Origin of the sequence: Pseudomonas sp. BR20 (assembly GCF_050780135.1) — a bacterium.
Taxonomy (GTDB): Bacteria; Pseudomonadota; Gammaproteobacteria; order Pseudomonadales; family Pseudomonadaceae; genus Aquipseudomonas.
In genome coordinates this window covers 5,423,520-5,443,597 of record NZ_CP172012.1, presented here as the reverse complement: position 1 = coordinate 5,443,597, position 20,078 = coordinate 5,423,520, and the positions used below count along the sequence as shown (strand labels likewise).

Annotated in this window: 19 protein-coding genes; 10 read left to right on the top strand and 9 right to left on the bottom strand. The window is 60.9% G+C overall.

The genetic code is table 11. From position 1 onward, the window contains the following. Positions 1–22 precede the first annotated feature (22 nt). Positions 23–436, top strand: a complete 414-nt coding sequence (arfB, locus tag ACHPFG_RS25120; RefSeq protein WP_431700718.1) for an alternative ribosome rescue aminoacyl-tRNA hydrolase ArfB — start codon at positions 23–25, stop codon at positions 434–436. Here arfB and ACHPFG_RS25115 read toward each other — a convergent pair. The 3 genes from ACHPFG_RS25115 to ACHPFG_RS25105 all read right to left on the bottom strand — a co-directional run bounded on the left by ACHPFG_RS25115 (position 433) and on the right by ACHPFG_RS25105 (position 2,585). After that, positions 433–1,629, bottom strand: a complete 1,197-nt coding sequence (locus ACHPFG_RS25115) for an MFS transporter (RefSeq protein WP_431700717.1) — start codon at positions 1,627–1,629, stop codon at positions 433–435. The two genes, arfB and ACHPFG_RS25115, sit on opposite strands and share 4 nt — an antisense overlap. Positions 1,630–1,733: 104 nt before the next feature. After that, positions 1,734–1,907: a hypothetical protein gene (locus ACHPFG_RS25110; protein ID WP_172681534.1), complete on the bottom strand. Its 174-nt coding sequence runs from the start codon at positions 1,905–1,907 to the stop codon at positions 1,734–1,736. 366 nt (positions 1,908–2,273) lie between these two features. Further along, positions 2,274–2,585, bottom strand: coding sequence for an Mpo1-like protein (locus ACHPFG_RS25105; RefSeq protein WP_431703521.1), 312 nt, complete (start codon positions 2,583–2,585; stop codon positions 2,274–2,276). Between the two features lie 163 nt (positions 2,586–2,748). Here ACHPFG_RS25105 and ACHPFG_RS25100 point away from each other — a divergent pair, with 163 nt between their 5' ends. Then, entirely contained in the window at positions 2,749–3,807 is a 1,059-nt protein-coding gene (locus ACHPFG_RS25100; RefSeq protein ID WP_131697867.1) for an AraC family transcriptional regulator, read from the top strand. Here ACHPFG_RS25100 and ACHPFG_RS25095 read toward each other — a convergent pair. The 6 genes from ACHPFG_RS25095 to ACHPFG_RS25070 all read right to left on the bottom strand — a co-directional run bounded on the left by ACHPFG_RS25095 (position 3,764) and on the right by ACHPFG_RS25070 (position 11,247). After that, positions 3,764–5,218: a TrkH family potassium uptake protein gene (locus ACHPFG_RS25095; RefSeq protein ID WP_131697866.1), complete on the bottom strand. Its 1,455-nt coding sequence runs from the start codon at positions 5,216–5,218 to the stop codon at positions 3,764–3,766. The genes ACHPFG_RS25100 and ACHPFG_RS25095 overlap by 44 nt on opposite strands. Before the next feature lie 173 nt (positions 5,219–5,391). After that, positions 5,392–6,735, bottom strand: a complete 1,344-nt coding sequence (locus ACHPFG_RS25090) for an imelysin family protein (RefSeq protein ID WP_281112800.1) — start codon at positions 6,733–6,735, stop codon at positions 5,392–5,394. 126 nt (positions 6,736–6,861) lie between these two features. Beyond that, the gene (locus ACHPFG_RS25085; protein WP_431700716.1) at positions 6,862–8,913 is read right to left on the bottom strand and encodes a putative bifunctional diguanylate cyclase/phosphodiesterase; all 2,052 of its coding nucleotides are present in this window, start codon (positions 8,911–8,913) and stop codon (positions 6,862–6,864) included. A gap of 550 nt (positions 8,914–9,463) precedes the next feature. Further along, complete coding sequence (locus tag ACHPFG_RS25080) at positions 9,464–10,060, bottom strand: superoxide dismutase (RefSeq protein WP_003212997.1); 597 nt, start codon at positions 10,058–10,060, stop codon at positions 9,464–9,466. A 177-nt stretch (positions 10,061–10,237) separates the two neighbouring features. Continuing rightward, positions 10,238–10,840 (bottom strand): LysE/ArgO family amino acid transporter, encoded by a 603-nt coding sequence (locus ACHPFG_RS25075; protein WP_131697863.1) that lies wholly within the window; start codon positions 10,838–10,840, stop codon positions 10,238–10,240. Between the two features lie 5 nt (positions 10,841–10,845). After that, on the bottom strand, positions 10,846–11,247 hold the full coding sequence (locus ACHPFG_RS25070) for an ACT domain-containing protein (RefSeq protein WP_027605586.1): 402 nt from the start codon (positions 11,245–11,247) through the stop codon (positions 10,846–10,848). A gap of 100 nt (positions 11,248–11,347) precedes the next feature. Between ACHPFG_RS25070 and ACHPFG_RS25065 the strand changes: the two genes are divergently transcribed. The 8 genes from ACHPFG_RS25065 (at position 11,348) to ACHPFG_RS25030 (ending at position 20,057) form a co-directional block, all read left to right on the top strand. Next, positions 11,348–12,241, top strand: a complete 894-nt coding sequence (locus tag ACHPFG_RS25065) for a LysR family transcriptional regulator ArgP (RefSeq protein WP_131697862.1) — start codon at positions 11,348–11,350, stop codon at positions 12,239–12,241. Positions 12,242–12,293: 52 nt separating this feature from the next. Then, the gene (locus ACHPFG_RS25060; protein ID WP_137212661.1) at positions 12,294–13,292 is read left to right on the top strand and encodes an NAD-dependent epimerase/dehydratase family protein; all 999 of its coding nucleotides are present in this window, start codon (positions 12,294–12,296) and stop codon (positions 13,290–13,292) included. Positions 13,293–13,419: 127 nt separating this feature from the next. Further along, the gene (locus tag ACHPFG_RS25055; protein WP_431700715.1) at positions 13,420–14,265 is read left to right on the top strand and encodes an ATPase; all 846 of its coding nucleotides are present in this window, start codon (positions 13,420–13,422) and stop codon (positions 14,263–14,265) included. Positions 14,266–14,417: 152 nt separating this feature from the next. Next, complete coding sequence (locus ACHPFG_RS25050; protein ID WP_431700714.1) at positions 14,418–15,677, top strand: AGE family epimerase/isomerase; 1,260 nt, start codon at positions 14,418–14,420, stop codon at positions 15,675–15,677. Between the two features lie 104 nt (positions 15,678–15,781). Beyond that, a complete protein-coding gene (locus tag ACHPFG_RS25045; RefSeq protein ID WP_131697858.1) occupies positions 15,782–17,068 on the top strand; it encodes an ABC transporter substrate-binding protein in 1,287 nt (428 codons plus the stop codon). Between the two features lie 79 nt (positions 17,069–17,147). Then, positions 17,148–18,056: a carbohydrate ABC transporter permease gene (locus ACHPFG_RS25040; protein WP_003175732.1), complete on the top strand. Its 909-nt coding sequence runs from the start codon at positions 17,148–17,150 to the stop codon at positions 18,054–18,056. Then, entirely contained in the window at positions 18,049–18,894 is an 846-nt protein-coding gene (locus ACHPFG_RS25035; RefSeq protein ID WP_034115702.1) for a carbohydrate ABC transporter permease, read from the top strand. Before ACHPFG_RS25040 ends, ACHPFG_RS25035 begins: the two co-directional genes overlap by 8 nt. 2 nt (positions 18,895–18,896) lie before the next feature. Then, positions 18,897–20,057 (top strand): ABC transporter ATP-binding protein, encoded by a 1,161-nt coding sequence (locus ACHPFG_RS25030; protein WP_431700713.1) that lies wholly within the window; start codon positions 18,897–18,899, stop codon positions 20,055–20,057. Positions 20,058–20,078 lie beyond the last annotated feature (21 nt).

Below are 20,078 nucleotides of genomic sequence, written 5' to 3'. Positions count from 1 at the left end.
CGTTGCCTGAGGTTTTTGATTGATGCTGGTAATTTCCGATAACGTGCACCTGCCCGACGCCGAAGTCGAGTTGACCGCCATCCGCGCCCAGGGCGCCGGCGGGCAGAACGTCAACAAGGTGTCGAGCGCGGTGCACCTGCGGTTTGATATTCCGGCGTCGTCGCTGCCGGCGTTCTACAAGGAGCGACTGCTGGCACTGCGTGACAGTCGTATCACCAGCGAAGGCGTGCTGGTGCTCAAGGCCCAGCAGTACCGGACCCAGGAACAGAACCGTGCTGATGCGCTGGAGCGGCTGGTGGAGCTGATCCTCAGTGCCACCAAGGTCGAGAAGAAACGCCGCCCGACCAAACCCACCCTGGGCTCGAAAAAACGTCGCCTGGAATCCAAGACCAAGCGCGGCAGCATCAAGGCCGGGCGCGGCAAAGTCGACTTTTAGGCGTCGCGCGCTGCACGGGCCAGGGGTGCTTGGCGGTACAGGTACACACTCAGCAGCAAACCGCCAAGGGCGGCGAGGGCGGCGAACAGGAAGATCGAGGCAAAGCCGAAGCCTGCCGCCACGGCCCCCGCCAGCGGCCCGGTAATGCCCAGTGACAAGTCGATAAACAGCGAGTAAGCCCCCACCGCCGAACCTCGGCTGGACGCGGGCACCAGATTGACCGCCTCCACCCCCAGCGCCGGAAACACCAGGGAAAAGCCGAAGCCGCTCAACGCCGCGCCGGCCAGGGCCAGGTTGGCGTCTGGCGCCAACCACAGCAACAGCAGGCCGAGGATCTCCACCGACAGGCACGCGATCGCCACGCGAAAGCCGCCGATACGGTTGATCAAGTTGCCGAACAGCAGGCGCGCACCGATAAAGCTGGCACCGAACAGGCTCAATGCCCACACCGCGTTATCCCAATGCTGAGTGGTGTAATACAGGGTGATAAAGGTGGCGATGGTGCCAAAGCCGATGGAGCCCAGGGCCAGCGCGCAGCCGTGGGGCAACACCCGGCCCAGCACATTCATGAACGGCAGGCGCACGCCGGCGACGATGGGGGCGGCCACTTTGTTCCAGGCCAGCAACACGCCTACTACTGCCAGCAGGATAATGCTGACACCCATGCTCCACAGTCCGAAATTCCTCACCAGCAGCACGCCCAACGGCGCACCGACCGCCAGCGCGCCGTAACTGGCGATGCCGTTCCACGAAATGACCTTGGCGGTATTGGCCGCGCCCACCCGGCCAATGCCCCAGCCGATGGCACCTGAGCCCACCAGGCTTTCTGCGCTGCCCAGTACCAATCGACCGATGAGCAGGCTGACCAGGCTGACGGCCGGCAAGCTTGAAAACCACGCCGCAAGCAACATGAACACGCCGCTCACGCCGCAGCCCACCAGGCCGATCAGCACCGCACGCTTGCTGCCCAGGTTATCGATGATTTTGCCGGCATACGGACGGCTCAACAGCGTGGCCAGGTACTGCACGCTGATCACCAGCCCGGCGATCACCGCGCCGTAGCCCAGTTCGCTGTGGACATAGCCCGGCAGTACGGCCAGGGGAATGCCGATATTCAGGTAGCCGATAAAGGTGAACAACACGATGGAAACAACTTGCAGCGTTACCGCCAGGGGGCGCTGGGTATCGGGCATGGGAGAGGTCCACTGTCGCAGCAGGTAAAGATAGGCTGCTAATGATACCGGGGCTTGGGCGTGCGCAGGGCGGTAAAACGCAAAAACGTCAGATCAAAAAGACGTCAGGCTTGAAGGGGGGCGAGTAATTGGGTGGTAACCAGAGCGGCCAGGGCGTTTTCCTGGGTGCCGAAGCGCTTGAGCAGCAAGGCTTGTTTGTCCGCGCTGAGGCGGTTCCACACTTCGACCATCTGCAGGGCGGTGTCGAGTACGGCGGTGTCCGGGAGGGTGTCTGTCATGGCGGGGACCTCGGGGTGATTCAGGCAGTGTGGAAAGCGTTTAAAGGTACGCTTTCCACACGGTCTGGTACGGCGTCAGTCCTGGCTCTTGCTGTCGACTGGTTTTGCTTCTTTGGCCTCAGGCTGCTGTGCGCTGGCCTGCTGCGGTGTTGGCTGCTCAGTTTCGTGCAGGCTTGGGAAGGGGAGATTAGGTATCTCGTGCATCGTCGTCGCTCCTCGCAAAGTCTGTTTTTTCAATCGCAGGTGATTCCGCGCTCTCAAAAAGCCTTGGCAGGATACAGCACTGTAAATGACAAAAAGACTTTTATATCGCCGGGTGTACGAACCTTTTATCGTTTTTACGCAAGTGACAAGAGGTCACACAGTTTAGAACGGCACCTTGCCCAGGATCATGTCGCGGTACATCACAAAATCCCCCAGCAGGCTGTAAAACGGGTGCTGAAACGTCGCCGGACGGTTCTTTTCGAAGAAGAAGTGCCCGATCCAGGCGAAGCTGTAACCGGCAATCGGCACGGCCAACAACAGGCCCAGCGAACCTCTGCCGATGGCATAGGCCAGGATGCCGATCACCAGGGTAGTGCCGATAAAGTGCAGGCGCCGGCAGGTGCTGTTGCCGTGCTCAGTCAGGTAATAAGGGTAAAACTCGGCAAAGCTATTGAATTGCTTGAGGTTTTCCACTGTGGCCGGCCCTTTGATTGTTGTGCTGCCCAACAGATGTTCGGCGGGGAGCTTATTTGAGTCTAGAGTGATCAGTGGTAACAGCCAGTGACAATAGATGCCACTTTAGTATCCTTGGCTTTCCTGGCTGACGTTTTGAGCCTGCTTTATTCAAGAAGACGCCATGAGCGAACGAACAACTTCTGCAAGCTGGGCGATGGGGATAGTCAAGGCATTGGAAATGGACGGCCTGGATTGCCGCGCCTTGTTCAAGCAGCTGGGCCTCGACTACGCCGCGCTGAGTGACCCCGATGCGCGGTTCCCGCAAGACTCCATGACCCGCCTGTGGCAGCGCGCGGTAGAGCTGTCGGGCAACCCGGCGATTGGCCTGAACATGGGCAAGGTGGTGCGCCCGGCGTCGTTTCATGTGGCCGGTTACGCCTTGATGTCCAGCAACACCCTGGCCGAAGGCTTTATGCGGCTGGTGCGTTACCAGCGAATCATCGCCGAAAGCGCCGACTTGAGTTTCCGACTATTGCCTGAAGGCTATGCGCTGATTCTGACGGTGCATGGCGATCATCTTCCGCCGACCCGACAAAGCGCCGAAGCCTCCCTGGCCTGTGCATTGGCGCTGTGCGGCTGGCTTACCGGCCGGACCCTGCAACCACGCAAAGTATTGCTGCAGGGCGATCAACCCGAGGACCTGGCCCCCTATAGACAAGCGTTCCATGCCCCGCTGGAGTTCGATGCGCCGTATGACGCGCTGATCTTTGAGCGCGCCGACATGGACGCGCCGCTGCCCACGGCCAACGAGGCCATGGCGCTGTTGCACGATCGATTTGCCGGTGAGTACCTGGCGCGTTTCTCGGAAAGTCGTGTGACCCACAAGGCCCGGCAGGTGCTGTGCCGGCTGTTGCCTCAGGGCGAACCCAAGCGCGAAGTGGTGGCCCAGACCCTGCACCTGTCCCAGCGCACCTTGCAGCGGCGCCTGCAGGAAGAGGGCACCAGTTTCCAGACCCTGCTCGACGACACCCGCCGCGAACTGGCCGAGCAGTACCTGGCGCAGCCGAGCATGACCCTGTTGGAGATTGCCTACCTGCTGGGCTTTGCCGACCCGAGCAACTTCTTTCGCGCGTTTCGCCGCTGGTTCGATGCCACACCCGGCGAATACCGGGCGCGACTGCAGGATGCGTCGACGGTCAGTGACGCCAGAACGCAGGAATGCACAGAACAAAGACTGTGATGATTTCCAGCCGGCCCAGCAGCATGCCCAGGGACAGGATCCACTTGGCCGCATCCGGCAGGCTGGCGAAGTTGCCGGCCGGGCCAATGGTTTCCCCCAGGCCGGGGCCGACGCCGGACACGGTGCTGGCGGCGCCGGTGAGTGCGGTCATCCAGTCCAGGCCCAGCAGCGACAAAGCCAGGGCGATGGCGCAGATGGTGATGGCGAAGAAAAACGAAAAGGTCAGGATCGAACGCACAATCTCTTCGTCGAGGCGGTGCCCGTTGTACTTCTGCTTGATCACCGCGCGCGGGTGAATCAGCTGGTTCAAGTTGGCCTTGAGCAGGATATAGGCGACCTGGAAGCGGAAGATCTTGATCCCTCCCGCCGTGGAGCCGGAACAGCCACCGATGAAGCCCAGGTAGAAGAACAGCATCAGTGAGAAATTGCCCCACAGGCTGTAGTCCCCCAGTGCAAAACCAGTGGTGGTCACTATCGACGTGACGTTTAACGCCACATGGCGCAAGGCATCCAGCCAGTGCAGATTGGTGGTCCACCAGTACCAGGTGCCGAGCACCAGCCACGTCACGATCAACAAACCGAGTAAGCCCTGTACTTGCTGATCCTTGATCAATGCCTTGCGATTACCCCGCAAGGTGGCCACGTACAGGGTGAACGGCAGGCTGCCGAGGATCATCACCACGACCGCCACCCAGTGCACCGCCGGTTGTTTCCAGTGCGCCAGGGATTCGTCGGAGGTGGAGAAGCCGCCGGTGGAAATCGCCGACATTGCGTGGTTGATCGCATCGAACAGGCCCATGCCGGCCCACCAGAATGCCAGGCTGCCGAGGATGGTGATGCCGACGTAGGCCGCCACGATCAGTCGCGCCACCATGTGCGAGCGAGGCATGACCTTCTCCGAGCGGTCCGAGGATTCGGTCTGGAACAGGCGCATGCCACCGATGCGCAGCAGCGGCAGGATCGCCACCGCCATGCCGATAAAGCCGATGCCGCCGAGCCAGTGCAGCAGCGAGCGCCACATCAGAATGCCGGGTGACAGGGTGTCCAGGCCGCTCAGCACCGTGGAGCCGGTAGCGGTGATGCCGGACATGCTTTCGAAAAACGAGTCGGTGTAGCTGATGTGCTGGGTCAGCAAGAACGGCAGCGCGGCGAATACGCACACCACCACCCAACTGCTGACCGTGAGCAGGTACATGTCTCGCGGACGCAGGTGCACGTGTTCGGGCCGACCAGGAATCACCAGGGCGAGTCCGGCGACAAAGGTGATCAGGCTGGCCCAGAGGAACGACGGCAGGTCGCTGGTGCGTTCGAAAAACACCAGGGTGGCCATGGGCACGACCATGGCGATCGCGAGAGTGATCAGGAAGATGCCGATGATGAAACCGATGATGCGGAGGGTCGGCAACGCCATGAAGTGAGCTCGAAAGAGGGCAGAGACGCCATTCTACCTGGGGTGCAGGGCATGTAAACCGGGCCTTGAAAGCGACGCCAATCAAATGTGGGAGGGAGCAGGCCCCCTCCCACATGGATTCCGGGGGGTAAAAAAAGGCGACCCGAAGGTCGCCTCATTCAACACCGCACTGATCAGAACTCGTGATCAGCGTTATCCGGGTTCAGGTCGCTGATGCCCAGCTTGCCTGCAGCGGCCTCGATCGAACCGGTCTGCTTGACCAGGGCGGCGATGGCGTCACGTACGATCTGGTTGCCCGCGTCGTTACCGGCTGCGATCAACTGATCGTAGTGCTCACCCTTGTTGGCGTGATCAACCATCACCTGGATCTTCGCTTCGGTCGCCGCCAGGTCTGCTTTCAGCGCGGTATCGGCAGCCGGGTCGGCCTTGGCCACCAGGGACGACAGGCTGGCGCCGGTCATTTTGGTGCCGTCGACGCGGGTGTACTCGCCCAGGTAGACGTTGCGGATGCCCTTGGCGTCGTAGAAGTGCGAGTAGTGGGTGTTGTCACTGAAGCAGTCCTGTTCGTCTTCCGGCGAGTTGGCTTCCAGGGAAACCTTCATGCGCTCACCGGCCAGCTCGCCCAGGGACAGGCTGCCCATGCCGAACAACATTTTGCGCAGGCCGTCGGTGGCAGGTTCTGCCTCCAGGGTGGCGCGGTAGTTGTCTTCGACGTTGGGTTTCCAGTTGCCGACCATTTCCTGCAGGTCGCTGACCAGCAGTTGGGTCACGGCGGTCAGGTAGGCGCGGCGGCGCTCGTTGTGGCCGCCGGTTGCGCCGTCGCCGGTCAGGTAGTCCGACGCAGGGCGGTTGCCGGCGCCTGGGCCGGTGCCGTTCAGGTCTTGGCCCCAGAGCAGGAATTCGATGGCGTGGTAGCCGGTGGCGACGTTGGCTTCGGAACCGCCCAGCTCATTGAGGCTGGCGAGTTTTTCCGGGGTGATGTCCTTCACGTCGACCTTGTCTTCGCCGACCTGAACTTCGGTGTTGGCGATGATGTTGGCGTTAGCGCCAGGGTTACCCAGGGCGTGCTCGTAGGATTTGTCGACGTAGTCGATCAGGCCTTCGTCCAGAGGCCAGGCGTTAACCTGACCTTCCCAGTCATCGATGATGGTGTTGCCGAAGCGGAACACTTCGCTCTGCAGGTATGGAACGCGAGCGGCAACCCAGGCGGCGCGGGCGGCTTTCAGGGTTTCGTCGTTGGGCTTGGCGAGGAAGGCGTCGATCGCGGTTTGCAGGGTTTTTGCGGTGGATTCGGCATCGCTGTACACCGCGAAGACCATGTCGGCGTAATGCGCGACCACGGCCTTGGCGGCCGCTTCGTCGACCTGGCCGGCAGGGGTGGCAGCCGCTGGAGCGGTAGTGCTGGCAGCCGGGGTCGGCGCCTGGTTGGCTGCGGGCTTGTCTTTACCTTCGCCGCAACCGGCGAGAGAAATGGCAATGGCCAGCAGACTGGCGGTGGCCAGGGGCATACGAATCATGGCGAACATCCTGCTTCGGTTGTTGATGGGCGCGCGGGGGTCGCGCAAAACTGCGACATAATGCGAAAGATTTGCATTTTGTGTAAAGGGTTATACGCGGGAAATATTCAGTATCGTTCTACCAGATCAGAGAATGGCCGCGCTATTGCGCTCGGCCTGCTTCAAAAAAGCCGCCAACTCCCGGGCCGGCAGGGGTTTGCTGTAGTAGTAGCCCTGACCTTCATGGCAGCCTTCGGAGATGATGTAAGCCTCCTGCTCCGCGGTCTCCACGCCTTCAGCGATGACCTGCATGCCCAGGCTTTTGCCCAGTTGGATAATCGCGCGAACGATGGTGGCGTCGTCATCGTCGTCCAGCAGGTCCTGGACGAAGCTTTTGTCGATCTTGATCTTGTCCAGCGGCAGGCTTTTCAAATAGCTCAAGGAGGAATAGCCGGTGCCGAAGTCATCAATGGCGATCAATGCCCCGGAGCGGCGCAGGCTCAACAGGTGCTGGGCGGCGGTGCTGATGTCTTCCATCAGGCCGGTTTCGGTGACTTCCAGTTCCAGGCTGCGTGGCGGCAGGCGGTAGATCTGCATCAGGTTGTTGACCACCCGTGGCAACTCGGTGTGGTGCAGTTGCACGGTGGACAGATTGACTGCCATGCGCAGTTCGGTGAAACCCAGGTCATGCCATTCGCGCAATTGTCGACAGGCCTGGTCCAGCACCCATTCGCCAATCGGAATAATGGTGCCGTTCTGTTCTGCCAGCGGGATGAACAGGTCCGGCGGCACCAGGCCGTGTTCCGGGTGCTGCCAGCGGATCAGAGCTTCCACGCCTACCACACGCTGGTCGCGATAGCTGATCTGCGGCTGGTAGACCAGGTGAAACTGGTCGCGACCCAGGGCATCGCGCAGGTCTTTTTCCAGTTCGCGGCGGCGGCGCATTTCGCTGTCGACGCTGGCGATATAGAACTGATAGCGGTTGCGTGAGCGGCTCTTGGCCAGGGTCATGGTCTGTTCGGCTTTTTGCAGCAGCTTCTCGGTGCTGTCGCCATCTTCGGGAAACAAGGTGATGCCGATGGTGGCGCGCAGGCGAATTTCCTCGTGGTCGAGGGCGAACTCCGCCTCCAGGTCGTCGAGGATGCTTTGCGCCAGTTCGGCCGCTTCGTAGGGCTGGTCGATATCGGCCTGTACCAGCGCGAACTGGTCGCCCCCCAGGCGGGCGAGGGCGCCGAGGCGACCGCTGTGGGCGCGCAAGCGATCGGCCAGGGCCAGCAACAATTTGTCGCCGGCCTGGTAGGTGAACTGCTCGTTGACGCTCTTGAAGTCATCCAGCCCCACGCATAACACGGCGACGCGGCGCTGGCGGCGGCCGGCGTCGATGAGGATCTTGTCCAGTTGCTCCTGCAGTTTCTGGCGGTTCGGCAGGCCGGTGAGAAAATCGTACTGGGCCATGCGCAGCAGGCTGGATTCCGCCTCATGGCGCAGGTGGGTGTTACGCTCGATGGATTCGAGCAACTGGTTGGCGGTGTTGATCCACAACCCCAACTCGTTGCGCTCGTGCCCCTTGAGTTGCGGGATCTTGTGCTCGCTGGGACGGTCCGGGTTGATCGATGTCAGGTGCTCGATAATCCGCGACAGCGGTTTGGTCAGCAGCCAGTGGTAAACCAGGTACAACACCAGGCCCATGGCCAAGGCGCGTAACACGCCGGAAATGAAGATGATCACCGAACTGACGAGAAAGCCCTGGCCGTAAGTGGCGGTGTCGAGGGTAATGCTCAGGTCGCCGTAATACTCGCTGTAGGGGCCTTTGCCGACCAATGAAGTGGTGAAGGTGCGTTCCTGGCCAAGAATCAGGTCGGTGAGCCAACGGCTGGTGGAGTGCTGCAAGGCGCGGCTTTTTTCCGCCAGCATGGTTTCGTTGGGATGGCCGATGGAGGCCATGCGCACCGCCTCGTCCTGGAACAGCCCTTCGATCACCTGCATGCCCATCTCGCGGTCCAGGCTATAGACGGCCTGGGTCGAGGGGTCGCGAAACATGTCGAGAATGCGCTGGGCATCACCGGCCACGGCCTGGCGCGTCTTGTAGGCATCGAAAACGATCTGCGCCACGCTCAGCGTCACGCCCACGATCAACGCCGAGAGCAGCACAACCCGTAGCAACTTCACCGACAAGCTGTTCTTGAGTTCCAGCTTCAAAGGGGCATTCCTTGTCTCATGCGGGTGGCCTTCAATATGCCATGAGTATTGGCAATCTGAGGTTGGCAGTCAAAGGAACATTGCGGCTGGCGATGGTTTGGGAGAATTGTCGAGGAGCGTTGTGGCTTAGCGTCGCGTGGGGTTAGAAATAAAACTGGGACGCGAGGGGGAGGGGAGGCGGATTGAGATCCACCATTCCCTCTTTATGCTCCTATCTTCGGCAGTACATCTGCGGCGGAAGATGCAAAATTGATTGCCCCTTTGAGCGCTTGTCCTGCGCCCGGTGCAGCGCTGTCCAGTACAGGAGCGACTACATCAGCGACTGCGGGGGCCACGGTTTGAGCCACTTGGGTGGCGAGCCCGACGGTTAATCCGATTGCTGCGGTTTCTGCTATTGGCATGGGAACTCTCCGACATTGGATAAGAGGGGCATTCCTCTCGCCGTATAGGTGGCACGTTCCCATTGCTGAGTTCCATCATTCCCGCCAAGCCCAGCCTCGCATAAAAAAGCCCGGCACATTCGCCGGGCTCTTTTTACTGCAAGGGTTGCTTAGGCAGTGAAGGTCTTGCCTTCGAACTGCTCAGCCACGAACTTCCAGTTGACCAGGTTCCAGAACGCTTCCACATACTTTGGACGCACGTTGCGGTAGTCGATGTAGTAGGCGTGTTCCCACACATCGCAGGTCAGCAGCGGGGTGTCGCCGCTGGTCAGCGGGTTGCCGGCGCCGATGGTGCTGGCCAGGGCCAGGGAACCGTCAGCCTTTTTCACCAGCCAACCCCAGCCGGAACCGAAGGTGCCGACGGACGTCTTGGTGAATTCTTCCTTGAACTTGTCGAACGAACCGAACGCAGCGTTGATGGCTTCAGCCAGCGCGCCGGTAGGTTGGCCGCCGGCGTTTGGTGCCAGGCAGTTCCAGTAGAAGGTGTGGTTCCAGACCTGAGCGGCGTTGTTGAAGATGCCGCCCGAAGAAGACTTGACGATCTCTTCCAGGGTCTTGCCTTCGAACTCGGTGCCTGGCACCAGGTTGTTCAGGTTCACGACATAGGTGTTGTGGTGCTTGTCGTGGTGGTATTCCAAGGTTTCCTTGGAGATGTGCGGCTGCAGGGCATCGTGTGCGTAGGGCAGCGGCGGCAATTCGAAAGCCATGATGATTCTCCTAATCAGGTCAGTTGCGGTGAGCGCAAGGCCGATCACGGGCGGCCAAACAAGCGCCGGGGAGTTTGTACTCTTTGCGGCGCAGGGTCCGGATCATAGCACCGGGGGTGCGGCAAAACCACGCAACAACTGTGTGGGATAGAGGTTCCAGAGCCTTTTGGAATAAGTTCACTGTGCGCTTATTAATTGGTAGGCCACGCTGAACATCATCCCCGCCACCAGCAAGTCCAGCAGGCGCCATGTCGCCGGGCGTGCCAGCCACGGCGCCAGCCAGGCCGCGCCGAGCGCCAGGGTGGCGAACCACAGCAATGATGCACTCGCGGCCCCGGCCACGTAGGCGCCGGGTTCGGTCTGTTGTGCGCCCAGTGAGCCGATCAGCAGCACCGTGTCCAGGTACACATGAGGATTGAGCAACGTGACCGCCAAGGCACTGAGCAACACGGCACGCAGTGAGCGGACCTTGAGGTTGCCCCCTTGCGCCAGGCCCTGTGTCGAAAACGCCCGGCGCAGCGCCAGGGTGCCGTACCACAGCAGGAACGCAGCGCCGCCCCAGCGGGCAATCGCCAATAAGAGCGGGCTTTGTGCCAGCACCGTCGCCAGGCCGAATACCCCGGCGGCCACGAGCAAGGCGTCGCACACCACGCACAATGCCGCCACCGGCAGGTGATGTTCACGGCGCAGGCTTTGCGCCAATACAAATGCGTTTTGCGTGCCGATGGCCATGATCAGCCCCAGGGCCACCAATAATCCGTTCAGATAGCTTTGCCACATAACCCTTACTCCGAAGTTGCTGCCAGTTGGCGCAATACGTCCATGGCCCGCTCGGCATCCGCGCGGCCGACGAACAGGTGGTCGTGGTAGTAACCGGCGATTACGTTGCAACTGATCCCTGCCTTACCGAGCGCACTGGCAAAGGCGGCCGTCAGGCCCACGGCTTGCAACGCTGAATGCACATTCAGGGTGATCCACGCGGCGATGTAGTCGAACGCCAGGCCGGCCTGTTCCGCCTGCCGTCGTTCCAGGATCAGGGTCAACCCTTCCTGTTCGCGAAAGCTGCCGATGGCCTCGCAACCGGCCGGGATACGATGGTCAGGCAGGGTGCAGAACACGTAGTCACCGTCATTGAGCTGCGGGCTCATGCTGCGCAGCAGGGTTGCCAGGGCGGTTTCGCCAGCCATGATGGAGGGTCCTTATAAAGAGAGAAGCAATGCTGGCTATTCTCATGGCGCAGGCTGTATAAGAAAAACCAATATTGCTGATCGCTCATTAGAGAAACTGATGTTCGACTATAAATTGCTTTCCGCCCTGGCGGCGGTGGTGGAACAGGCCGGCTTCGAGCGCGGTGCCCAGGTATTGGGGCTGTCGCAATCGGCAATTTCCCAGCGCATCAAGTTATTGGAAGCACGCATCGGCCAGCCGGTGCTGGTGCGGGTTACGCCGCCGGCGCCCACCGATATTGGTCGGCGTTTGCTTAACCATGTGCAGCAAGTGCGGCTGCTGGAGCGCGACCTGCAAAGCCAGGTGCCGGCGCTGGACGAAGAAGGCATGCCTGAGCGCCTGCGCATCGCCCTGAATGCCGACAGCCTGGCCACCTGGTGGGCCGAGGCGGTCAGTGACTTTTGTGCCGAGCAGCATTTGCTGCTGGATCTGGTCGTAGAAGACCAGACGGTGGGGCTCAAGCGCATGCGTGCCGGCGAGGTAGCGGCCTGCATTTGCGCCAGTGAACGCCCGGTGGCCGGTGCCCGCAGCCTGTTGCTCGGCGCCATGCGATATCGGGCGCTGGCCAGCCCGGCGTTTGTTGCACGGCATTTCCCGGAGGGCGTCCGCGCCGACCAACTGGCCCGCACACCGGCGCTGGTGTTTGGCCCGGATGATTTCCTGCAGCACCGCTACCTGGCGTCTCTGGGCGTGGACGGTGGTTTCGAACACCACTTATGCCCATCGTCCGAAGGCTTTATACGCCTGGCGGAAGCCGGGCTCGGCTGGGGGCTGGTGCCTGAGTTGCAGGTGCGCGACCAGCTGGAAAAGGGCGTACTGATCGAGTTATTGCCAGATAAGCCCATTGATGTGCCTTTGTACTGGCATCATTGGCGCAGCGGCGGGCAGCTGTTGGGTTTGTTGACCGACCATCTGGCCCAAGCCTGTGGACAATGGTTGGTGCCGTTGGACTGATGGCGGTCGTCAAGGCAACAGCGATGAAAAATGAAAGGACACGGGGTAATACATGAAGATTCTGGTCACCGGCGCAAGCGGCTTCATCGGCGGGCGCTTTGCGCGTTTCGCCCTGGAGCAGGGCCTGGACGTGCGGGTCAACGGGCGGCGCGCCGAGGGTGTGGAGCACCTGGTTCGGCGTGGTGCCGAGTTTATCCAGGGTGACTTGAGTGACGCCGACCTGGTGCGCGATCTGTGCCGCGATGTCGAAGCCGTGGTGCATTGTGCAGGTGCCGTGGGCTTGTGGGGGAGGTATCAGGACTTCCATCAAGGCAATGTGCTGGTGACTGAAAACGTCGTGGAAGCCTGCCTCAAGCAGCGCGTGGGCCGTCTGGTGCACCTGTCGTCGCCGTCGATCTACTTCGACGGGCGCGATCATCTCGGGTTGACCGAAGAGCAAGTCCCCAAGCGCTTCAAGCACCCTTATGCCGCCACGAAGTACCTGGCCGAGCAGAAAGTGTTCGGCGCCCAGGAGTTCGGTCTCGAGGTGCTGGCCCTGCGTCCGCGTTTTGTTACCGGTGCCGGTGACATGAGTATTTTTCCGCGCCTGTTGAAAATGCAGCGCAAGAACCGCCTGGCCATCGTCGGCGACGGTCTCAACAAAGTCGACTTCACCAGTGTGCACAACCTCAACGAAGCGCTGCTCAGCAGTTTGCTGGCCACCGGTTCGGCGCTGGGCAAGGCCTACAACATCAGCAATGGCACGCCGGTGCCGGTGTGGGATGTGGTGAATTATGTGATGCGCCAAATGGAGTTGCCCCAGGTGACCCGTTATCGCTCCTACGGCTTGTCCTACAGCGTCGCGGCGCTTAACGAAGCTTTTTGCGCGATGTGGCCCGGTCGTCCGGAGCCGGCGTTATCGCGCCTGGGCATGCAGGTAATGAACAAAGATTTCACCCTTGACATCAGCCGGGCCAGGCATTATCTGGATTACGAGCCCAAGGTCAGCCTGTGGACCGCCCTCGACGAGTTCTGCAGTTGGTGGAAGGCCCAGGATCCGGGGTTCAAATAAGGTCACAACAGGCAACACATCGGGAACCGAATTCCAGGTTCCGGGTCGATCAACGCGATGGGGTTGGGGTTTATACTCCCGTCGCTCGGCTTTCCGGCCAGCTAACTCACCGATTCAGGGTTGATTCATGCGCAACGATGCTAAAGACGATTTCGACAACATTCCCAGCCTGCGGGCCGATCTTGGGGATGACGATGATTTCGAACCTTCCCCGGCCACCTCGGTGCGTTCGCGTAACACGCCCGTGGTCAAGGTCAAGGGGGCCAGCACCGGCCCGCTGTGGGCACTGATCGGTGCGCTGCTGATCGCCTTCGCCGGCCTGGCCTGGTGGAGCTTCCAGCAGATCTCCCTGATGGGCCAGCAGTTGGTTGCCACCCAGGAGAGCTTTGCGCGCATCAGCGAAGAAGCGGCAGGGCGTCTGCAGGACATTTCCGGCAAGGTCGTAGCCAGTGAAGCCAACGTGAACAACGGCAGCGAAGCATTGAAACTGCAGATCAAACAGCTGGAAAACCAGTTGCTGGAGCAGGGCAAGCAGCAGCTCGGCGTTGCCGGCCAGGCCACCGAGCTGGACACGCGGCTGGCGCAAATGACTGCCAGCACCACTGAGTTGTCGAGCGCCAATGCCAAGCTGCAAGGCCAGGTGCAGGTCTTGACCGATGCAGTGGCCACCCTGAAGGCAGCGCAGGGCGATGCCGGCAAGCGCGATACCGAGATAAAGGAATTGGTCGCTGATGTGGCTGCCTTGAAAAAACAAGCTAACCCAAGCGCAGCCATCGCCCGTCTTGAGCAGGACCTCGTGGTACTCAAAAGTGCGCAGGACAGCCAACCGGCTAACAGCGATGCGCCGACCAATAAAGAGTTCGACGTGTTCCGCATCCAGACCACGCGCAATATCACCACCTTGCAGAGCCAGGTGCAGAACCTGAATCAGCGCCTCAACGCGCCAGCGGCTGTCACGCCGCTCGGCCAGTAATATACGGGCCTGTGGCAAGCCCGCTCGCCACAGGCCGCCTAAGCGGCTTGAATGTCACCGTCTGGTGACATTTCCCATCCCCTTCGTTACTTGCCCCCACCTCGCCCTTGTTTAGACTCCGGTCATCCCACAAAAAATAATAAGGGCCACCCATGACCACGCAACCACTGCCTGCCAGCAGTTGGCTGAATGCACCTGCCCATCACGCTTGGCTCGCCGCCGAAGGCCAGCGCCTGCTGGCATTCGCCAAGGCCTCCCGTCTGCCTGAGGGTTTTGGCAACCTCGACGACAAAGGCCAGTTGCCGGCCGATGCCCATGCCGAAACCATGAATACCGCGCGCATGACCCACAGCTTCGCCATGGCCCATGCCATGGGTTTGCCGGGTCATGCCGAGCTGGTGGCGCACGGTATTGCGGCCCTGGGCGGACCTTTGCGCGATAGTGAACACGGTGGCTGGTTCGCCACGCCCCAGGCCCTGGACGGCAACACCGGCAAGGCGGCCTATCTGCATGCCTTTGTCGCCCTGGCCGCCAGCTCGGCCGTGGTGGCGGGCGCGCCCGGTGCGCAAAACCTGCTGAGCGACGCCATCTCTATCATCGACCAGTTCTTCTGGAGTGAAGAGGAGGGCGTGATGCTCGAGTCCTTCGCCCGGGACTGGAGCGGCGTCGAAGCCTATCGCGGCGCCAACAGCAACATGCACGCCACCGAAGCCTTCCTGGCCCTGGCCGATGTCACCGCTGACACGCGTTGGCTGGACCGCGCCCTGCGTATCGTCGAGCGAGTGATTCATACCCACGCCGCCGCCAATCAGTTCATGGTGATCGAGCATTTCGACGCTCAGTGGAAACCCCTGCTCGATTACAACGAAGACAACCCCGCCGATGGCTTCCGCCCCTACGGCATCACCCCCGGCCACGGTTTTGAGTGGGCGCGGCTGGTGCTGCACCTGGAAGCCGCGCGCCTGCAGGCCGGGCTGGCCACGCCGGACTGGCTGCTGAGCGCCGCCAAGGGCCTGTTCGCCAGCGCCTGCGAATATGCCTGGGCCGTGGATGGCGCCCCCGGCATCGTCTACACCCTGGACTGGAACCACCGCCCGGTCGTGCGCGAGCGTCTGCACTGGACCCACGCTGAAGCCAGCGCCGCTGCCCAGGCCTTGCTCAAACGCACGGGTGAGCTGCATTACGAAACCTGGTACCGGCGCTTCTGGGAGTTTTGCGACACCCATTTCATCGACCGTATCCACGGCAGCTGGCACCACGAACTCAGCCCCCACAACCAGCCCAGCAGCACCATCTGGGGTGGCAAACCGGACCTGTACCATGCCTGGCAAGCGGTCGTGCTGCCTGCACTGCCCTTGGCGCCGAGCATGGCCAGCGCTTTAGGCGCTGGGTGTTATGTCACCAGATGGTGACATTTGTGCATCCCTTTGTTACCTGCGCTCGAAAAAACCATGTTTAAACTCCGTGCAGCGCAAGCTCTAGACTTGCATGCATAACAACAAGAAAAGGTATTCAGATGAACGCGATTAATCGCCTCGCCGTAGCTATTTCCGTTGCCTCGTTGTTTCCCCTCAGTGCATTTGCCGCCGACTCCAAAGGGACGGTTGAAGTTGTGCATTGGTGGACCTCGGGTGGCGAAAAAGCGGCTGTAGATGTCCTGAAGGCCCAAGTAGAGAAAGACGGCTTCACCTGGAAAGACGGTGCCGTCGCAGGTGGCGGTGGCGCCACTGCCATGACCGTGCTGAAAAGCCGCGCGGTCGCCGGCAACCCACCAGGCGTTGCCCAGATCAAAGGCCCCGACATCCAGGAATGGGCGTCCACCGGCCTGCTCGACACCGACGTTCTGAAGTCCGTCGCCAAAGACGAGAAATGGGATTCCCTGCTCGACAAGAAAGTCTCCGACACCGTGAAGTACGACGGTGACTACGTTGCCGTACCGGTCAACATCCACCGCGTGAACTGGCTGTGGATCAACCCGGAAGTCTTCAAGAAAGCCGGTATCACCAAGAACCCGACCACCCTCGAAGAATTCTACGCAGCCGGCGACAAGCTCAAGGCCGCGGGCTTCATTCCGCTCGCCCACGGTGGCCAGCCTTGGCAGGACAGCACCGTGTTCGAAGCGGTGGTCCTGTCGGTAATGGGCGCCGATGGCTACAAGAAAGCCCTGGTCGACCTGGATAACGCTGCGCTGACCGGCCCGGAAATGGTCAAGTCCCTGACCGAGCTGAAGAAAGTCGCGACCTATATGGACGTCGACGGCAAAGGCCAGGACTGGAACCTCGAAGCGGGCAAGGTCATCAACGGCAAGGCCGGCATGCAGATCATGGGTGACTGGGCCAAGTCCGAATGGACCGCCGCCAAGAAAGTCGCCGGCAAAGACTATGAGTGCGTAGCCTTCCCAGGCACCGACAAAGCCTTCACCTACAACATCGACTCCCTGGCGGTGTTCAAGCAGAAAGACAAAGGCACTGCCGCTGGCCAGCAGGACATCGCCAAAGTCGTGCTGGGTGAAAACTTCCAGAAGGTGTTCAGCATCAACAAGGGGTCGATCCCGGTTCGTACCGACATGCTCAATGAAATGGACAAGCTCGGCTTCGACTCCTGCGCCCAGACCGCTGCCAAGGACTTCCTGGCAGACGCCAAGTCCGGCGGCCTGCAGCCAAGCATGGCGCACAACATGGCCACCACCCTGGCTGTGCAAGGTGCGTTCTTTGATGTCGTGACCAATTTCATCAACGACCCGAAAGCCGACCCGGCCGACACCGCCAAAAAACTCGGCGCTGCGATCAAGTCAGCCAAGTAACAGCTGACCTTGTGAGGGGGACCCCTGACCCCTCACAAGGCCTGTTCCTGTAGTCCTTTTACCTGTATTGGATTTCCCCATGAGTTCTGTTGCTGTGTTCAGCAAAGCCTCGCCGTTCGATGCACTGCAGCGCTGGCTACCCAAATTGGTGCTGGCGCCCAGCATGTTCATCGTGTTGGTGGGCTTCTACGGCTACATCCTGTGGACGTTTGTGCTCTCGTTCACCACGTCTACGTTCCTGCCGAGCTACAAATGGGCGGGTCTTGCTCAATACGAACGGTTGTTCGACAACGACCGCTGGTGGGTGGCGAGCAAGAACCTGGCGCTTTTCGGCGGGATGTTTATCGGTATCACCTTGGTGATCGGCGTGACGCTGGCGATTTTCCTCGACCAGAAAATCCGCCGCGAAGGCTTTATCCGCACCATTTACCTGTACCCGATGGCGCTCTCGATGATCGTCACCGGTACCGCGTGGAAATGGCTGCTCAACCCGGGCATGGGCCTGGACAAACTCCTGCGTGACTGGGGCTGGGAAGGCTTCCGTCTCGACTGGCTGATCGACCCGGACCGCGTGGTCTACTGCCTGGTGATTGCCGCCGTGTGGCAAGCCTCCGGTTTCATCATGGCGATGTTCCTCGCCGGCCTGCGTGGCGTTGATCAGTCGATCATCCGTGCCGCCCAGATCGACGGCGCGAGCCTGCCGCGCATCTACTGGAGCGTGGTGCTGCCCAGCCTGCGTCCGGTGTTCTTCAGTGCGGTGATGATCCTGGCGCACATTGCCATCAAGAGCTTCGACCTGGTGGCGGCCATGACGGCCGGTGGCCCGGGCTACTCGTCCGACCTGCCCGCCATGTTCATGTACTCGTTCACCTTCAGCCGTGGCCAGATGGGCATGGGCTCGGCCAGTGCAATCCTGATGCTCGGTGCGATCCTCGCGATCATCGTGCCGTACCTCTACTCCGAGCTGAGGACCAAGCGTAATGACTAGTCTCGCTGCCAAACCTGCCATCAGCCTGAGCCGCATCGCGATCTACGCGGTGTTGATCCTTGCTGTGCTGCTGTACCTGGTACCGCTGGTGGTGATGTTGCTCACCAGCTTCAAGACCCCGGAAGACATCAGCACCGGCAACCTGCTGAGCTGGCCGACCGTGGTCAGCGGCATCGGCTGGGTCAAGGCCTGGGCCACCGTGGATGGCTACTTCTGGAACTCGATCAAGATCACTGTGCCGGCCGTGCTGATTTCCACCGCCATCGGCGCGTTGAACGGTTATGTGCTGTCGTTCTGGCGCTTCCGTGGTTCGCAGCTGTTCTTCGGTTTGCTGTTGTTCGGCTGCTTCCTGCCGTTCCAGACAGTGCTGCTGCCCGCGTCGTTCACCCTCGGCAAGATGGGCCTGGCCAGCACCACCACTGGCCTGGTGTTTGTGCATGTGGTGTACGGCCTGGCGTTCACCACGCTGTTCTTCCGTAACTACTACGTGAGCATTCCGGATGCGCTGATCAAGGCGGCACGCCTGGACGGTGCCGGTTTCTTCACCATCTTCCGTCAGATCATTCTGCCGATGTCCACGCCGATCATCATGGTCTGCCTGATCTGGCAGTTCACCCAGATCTGGAACGACTTCCTGTTCGGCGTGGTGTTCTCCAGTGGCGACTCCCAGCCCATCACGGTGGCGCTGAACAACCTGGTCAACACCAGCACCGGGGCCAAGGAATATAACGTGGATATGGCGGCGGCGATGATCGCCGGGCTGCCGACCCTGCTGGTCTATGTGATCGCAGGCAAGTATTTCGTGCGCGGCCTGACGGCCGGCGCGGTCAAGGGGTAATCATGGCTACGCTTGAACTTCGCAATGTAAACAAGACCTATGGCGCCGGCCTGCCCGACACCTTGAAGAACATCGAACTGTCGATCAAGGAAGGGGAGTTCCTGATCCTGGTCGGCCCTTCGGGCTGCGGTAAGTCCACGTTGATGAACTGCATCGCCGGCCTCGAGACCATCACCGGCGGCGCGATCATGATCGGTGACCAGGACGTCAGCGGCATGAGCCCCAAGGACCGTGACATCGCCATGGTGTTCCAGTCCTACGCGCTGTACCCGACCATGAGCGTGCGCGAGAACATCGAGTTCGGCCTCAAGATCCGCAAGATGCCCCAGGCTGATATCGACGCCGAAGTGGCGCGCGTGGCCAAGCTGCTGCAGATCGAACACCTGCTCAACCGCAAGCCGGGCCAGCTCTCCGGTGGCCAGCAACAGCGCGTGGCCATGGGCCGGGCCCTGGCGCGTCGGCCGAAGATCTACCTGTTCGACGAACCGCTGTCGAACCTCGACGCCAAGCTGCGCGTCGAGATGCGTACCGAAATGAAGCTGATGCACCAACGTCTGAAAACCACCACCGTCTACGTGACGCACGACCAGATCGAAGCGATGACCCTGGGCGACAAGGTGGCGGTGATGAAGGACGGCATCATCCAACAATTCGGCACGCCGAAAGAAATTTACAACGACCCTGCTAACCTATTTGTGGCAAGCTTTATCGGTTCACCACCGATGAACTTCGTTCCTATGCGCCTAAAACGCAAGGACGGGAGGCTGGTGGCGCTGCTCGACAGCGGCCAGGCGCGTTGCGAATTGCCGCTGGGTATGAACGACGCCGGTCTGGAAGACCGTGATGTGATTCTGGGCCTGCGCCCGGAGCAGATCGTGTTGGCGGCGGGTGAGGGTAATGGTTCATCGAGCATTCGTGCCGAGGTCCAGGTCACCGAGCCGACCGGTCCGGACACGCTGGTGTTTGTGCAACTCAATGACACCAAGGTCTGCTGCCGTTTGGCGCCTGATGTGGCGCCGCAGGTGGGCGAGACCCTGACACTGCAATTCGATCCATCCAAGGTATTGCTGTTCGACGCCAACACGGGCGAGCGCCTCGGCACTGCTTCTTCATTGCCCGCACAGGGGCATGCGGACAACGTGGCCCAATTCAAAGGTCGCTGAAGTAGATAACTTGTTGTTTTA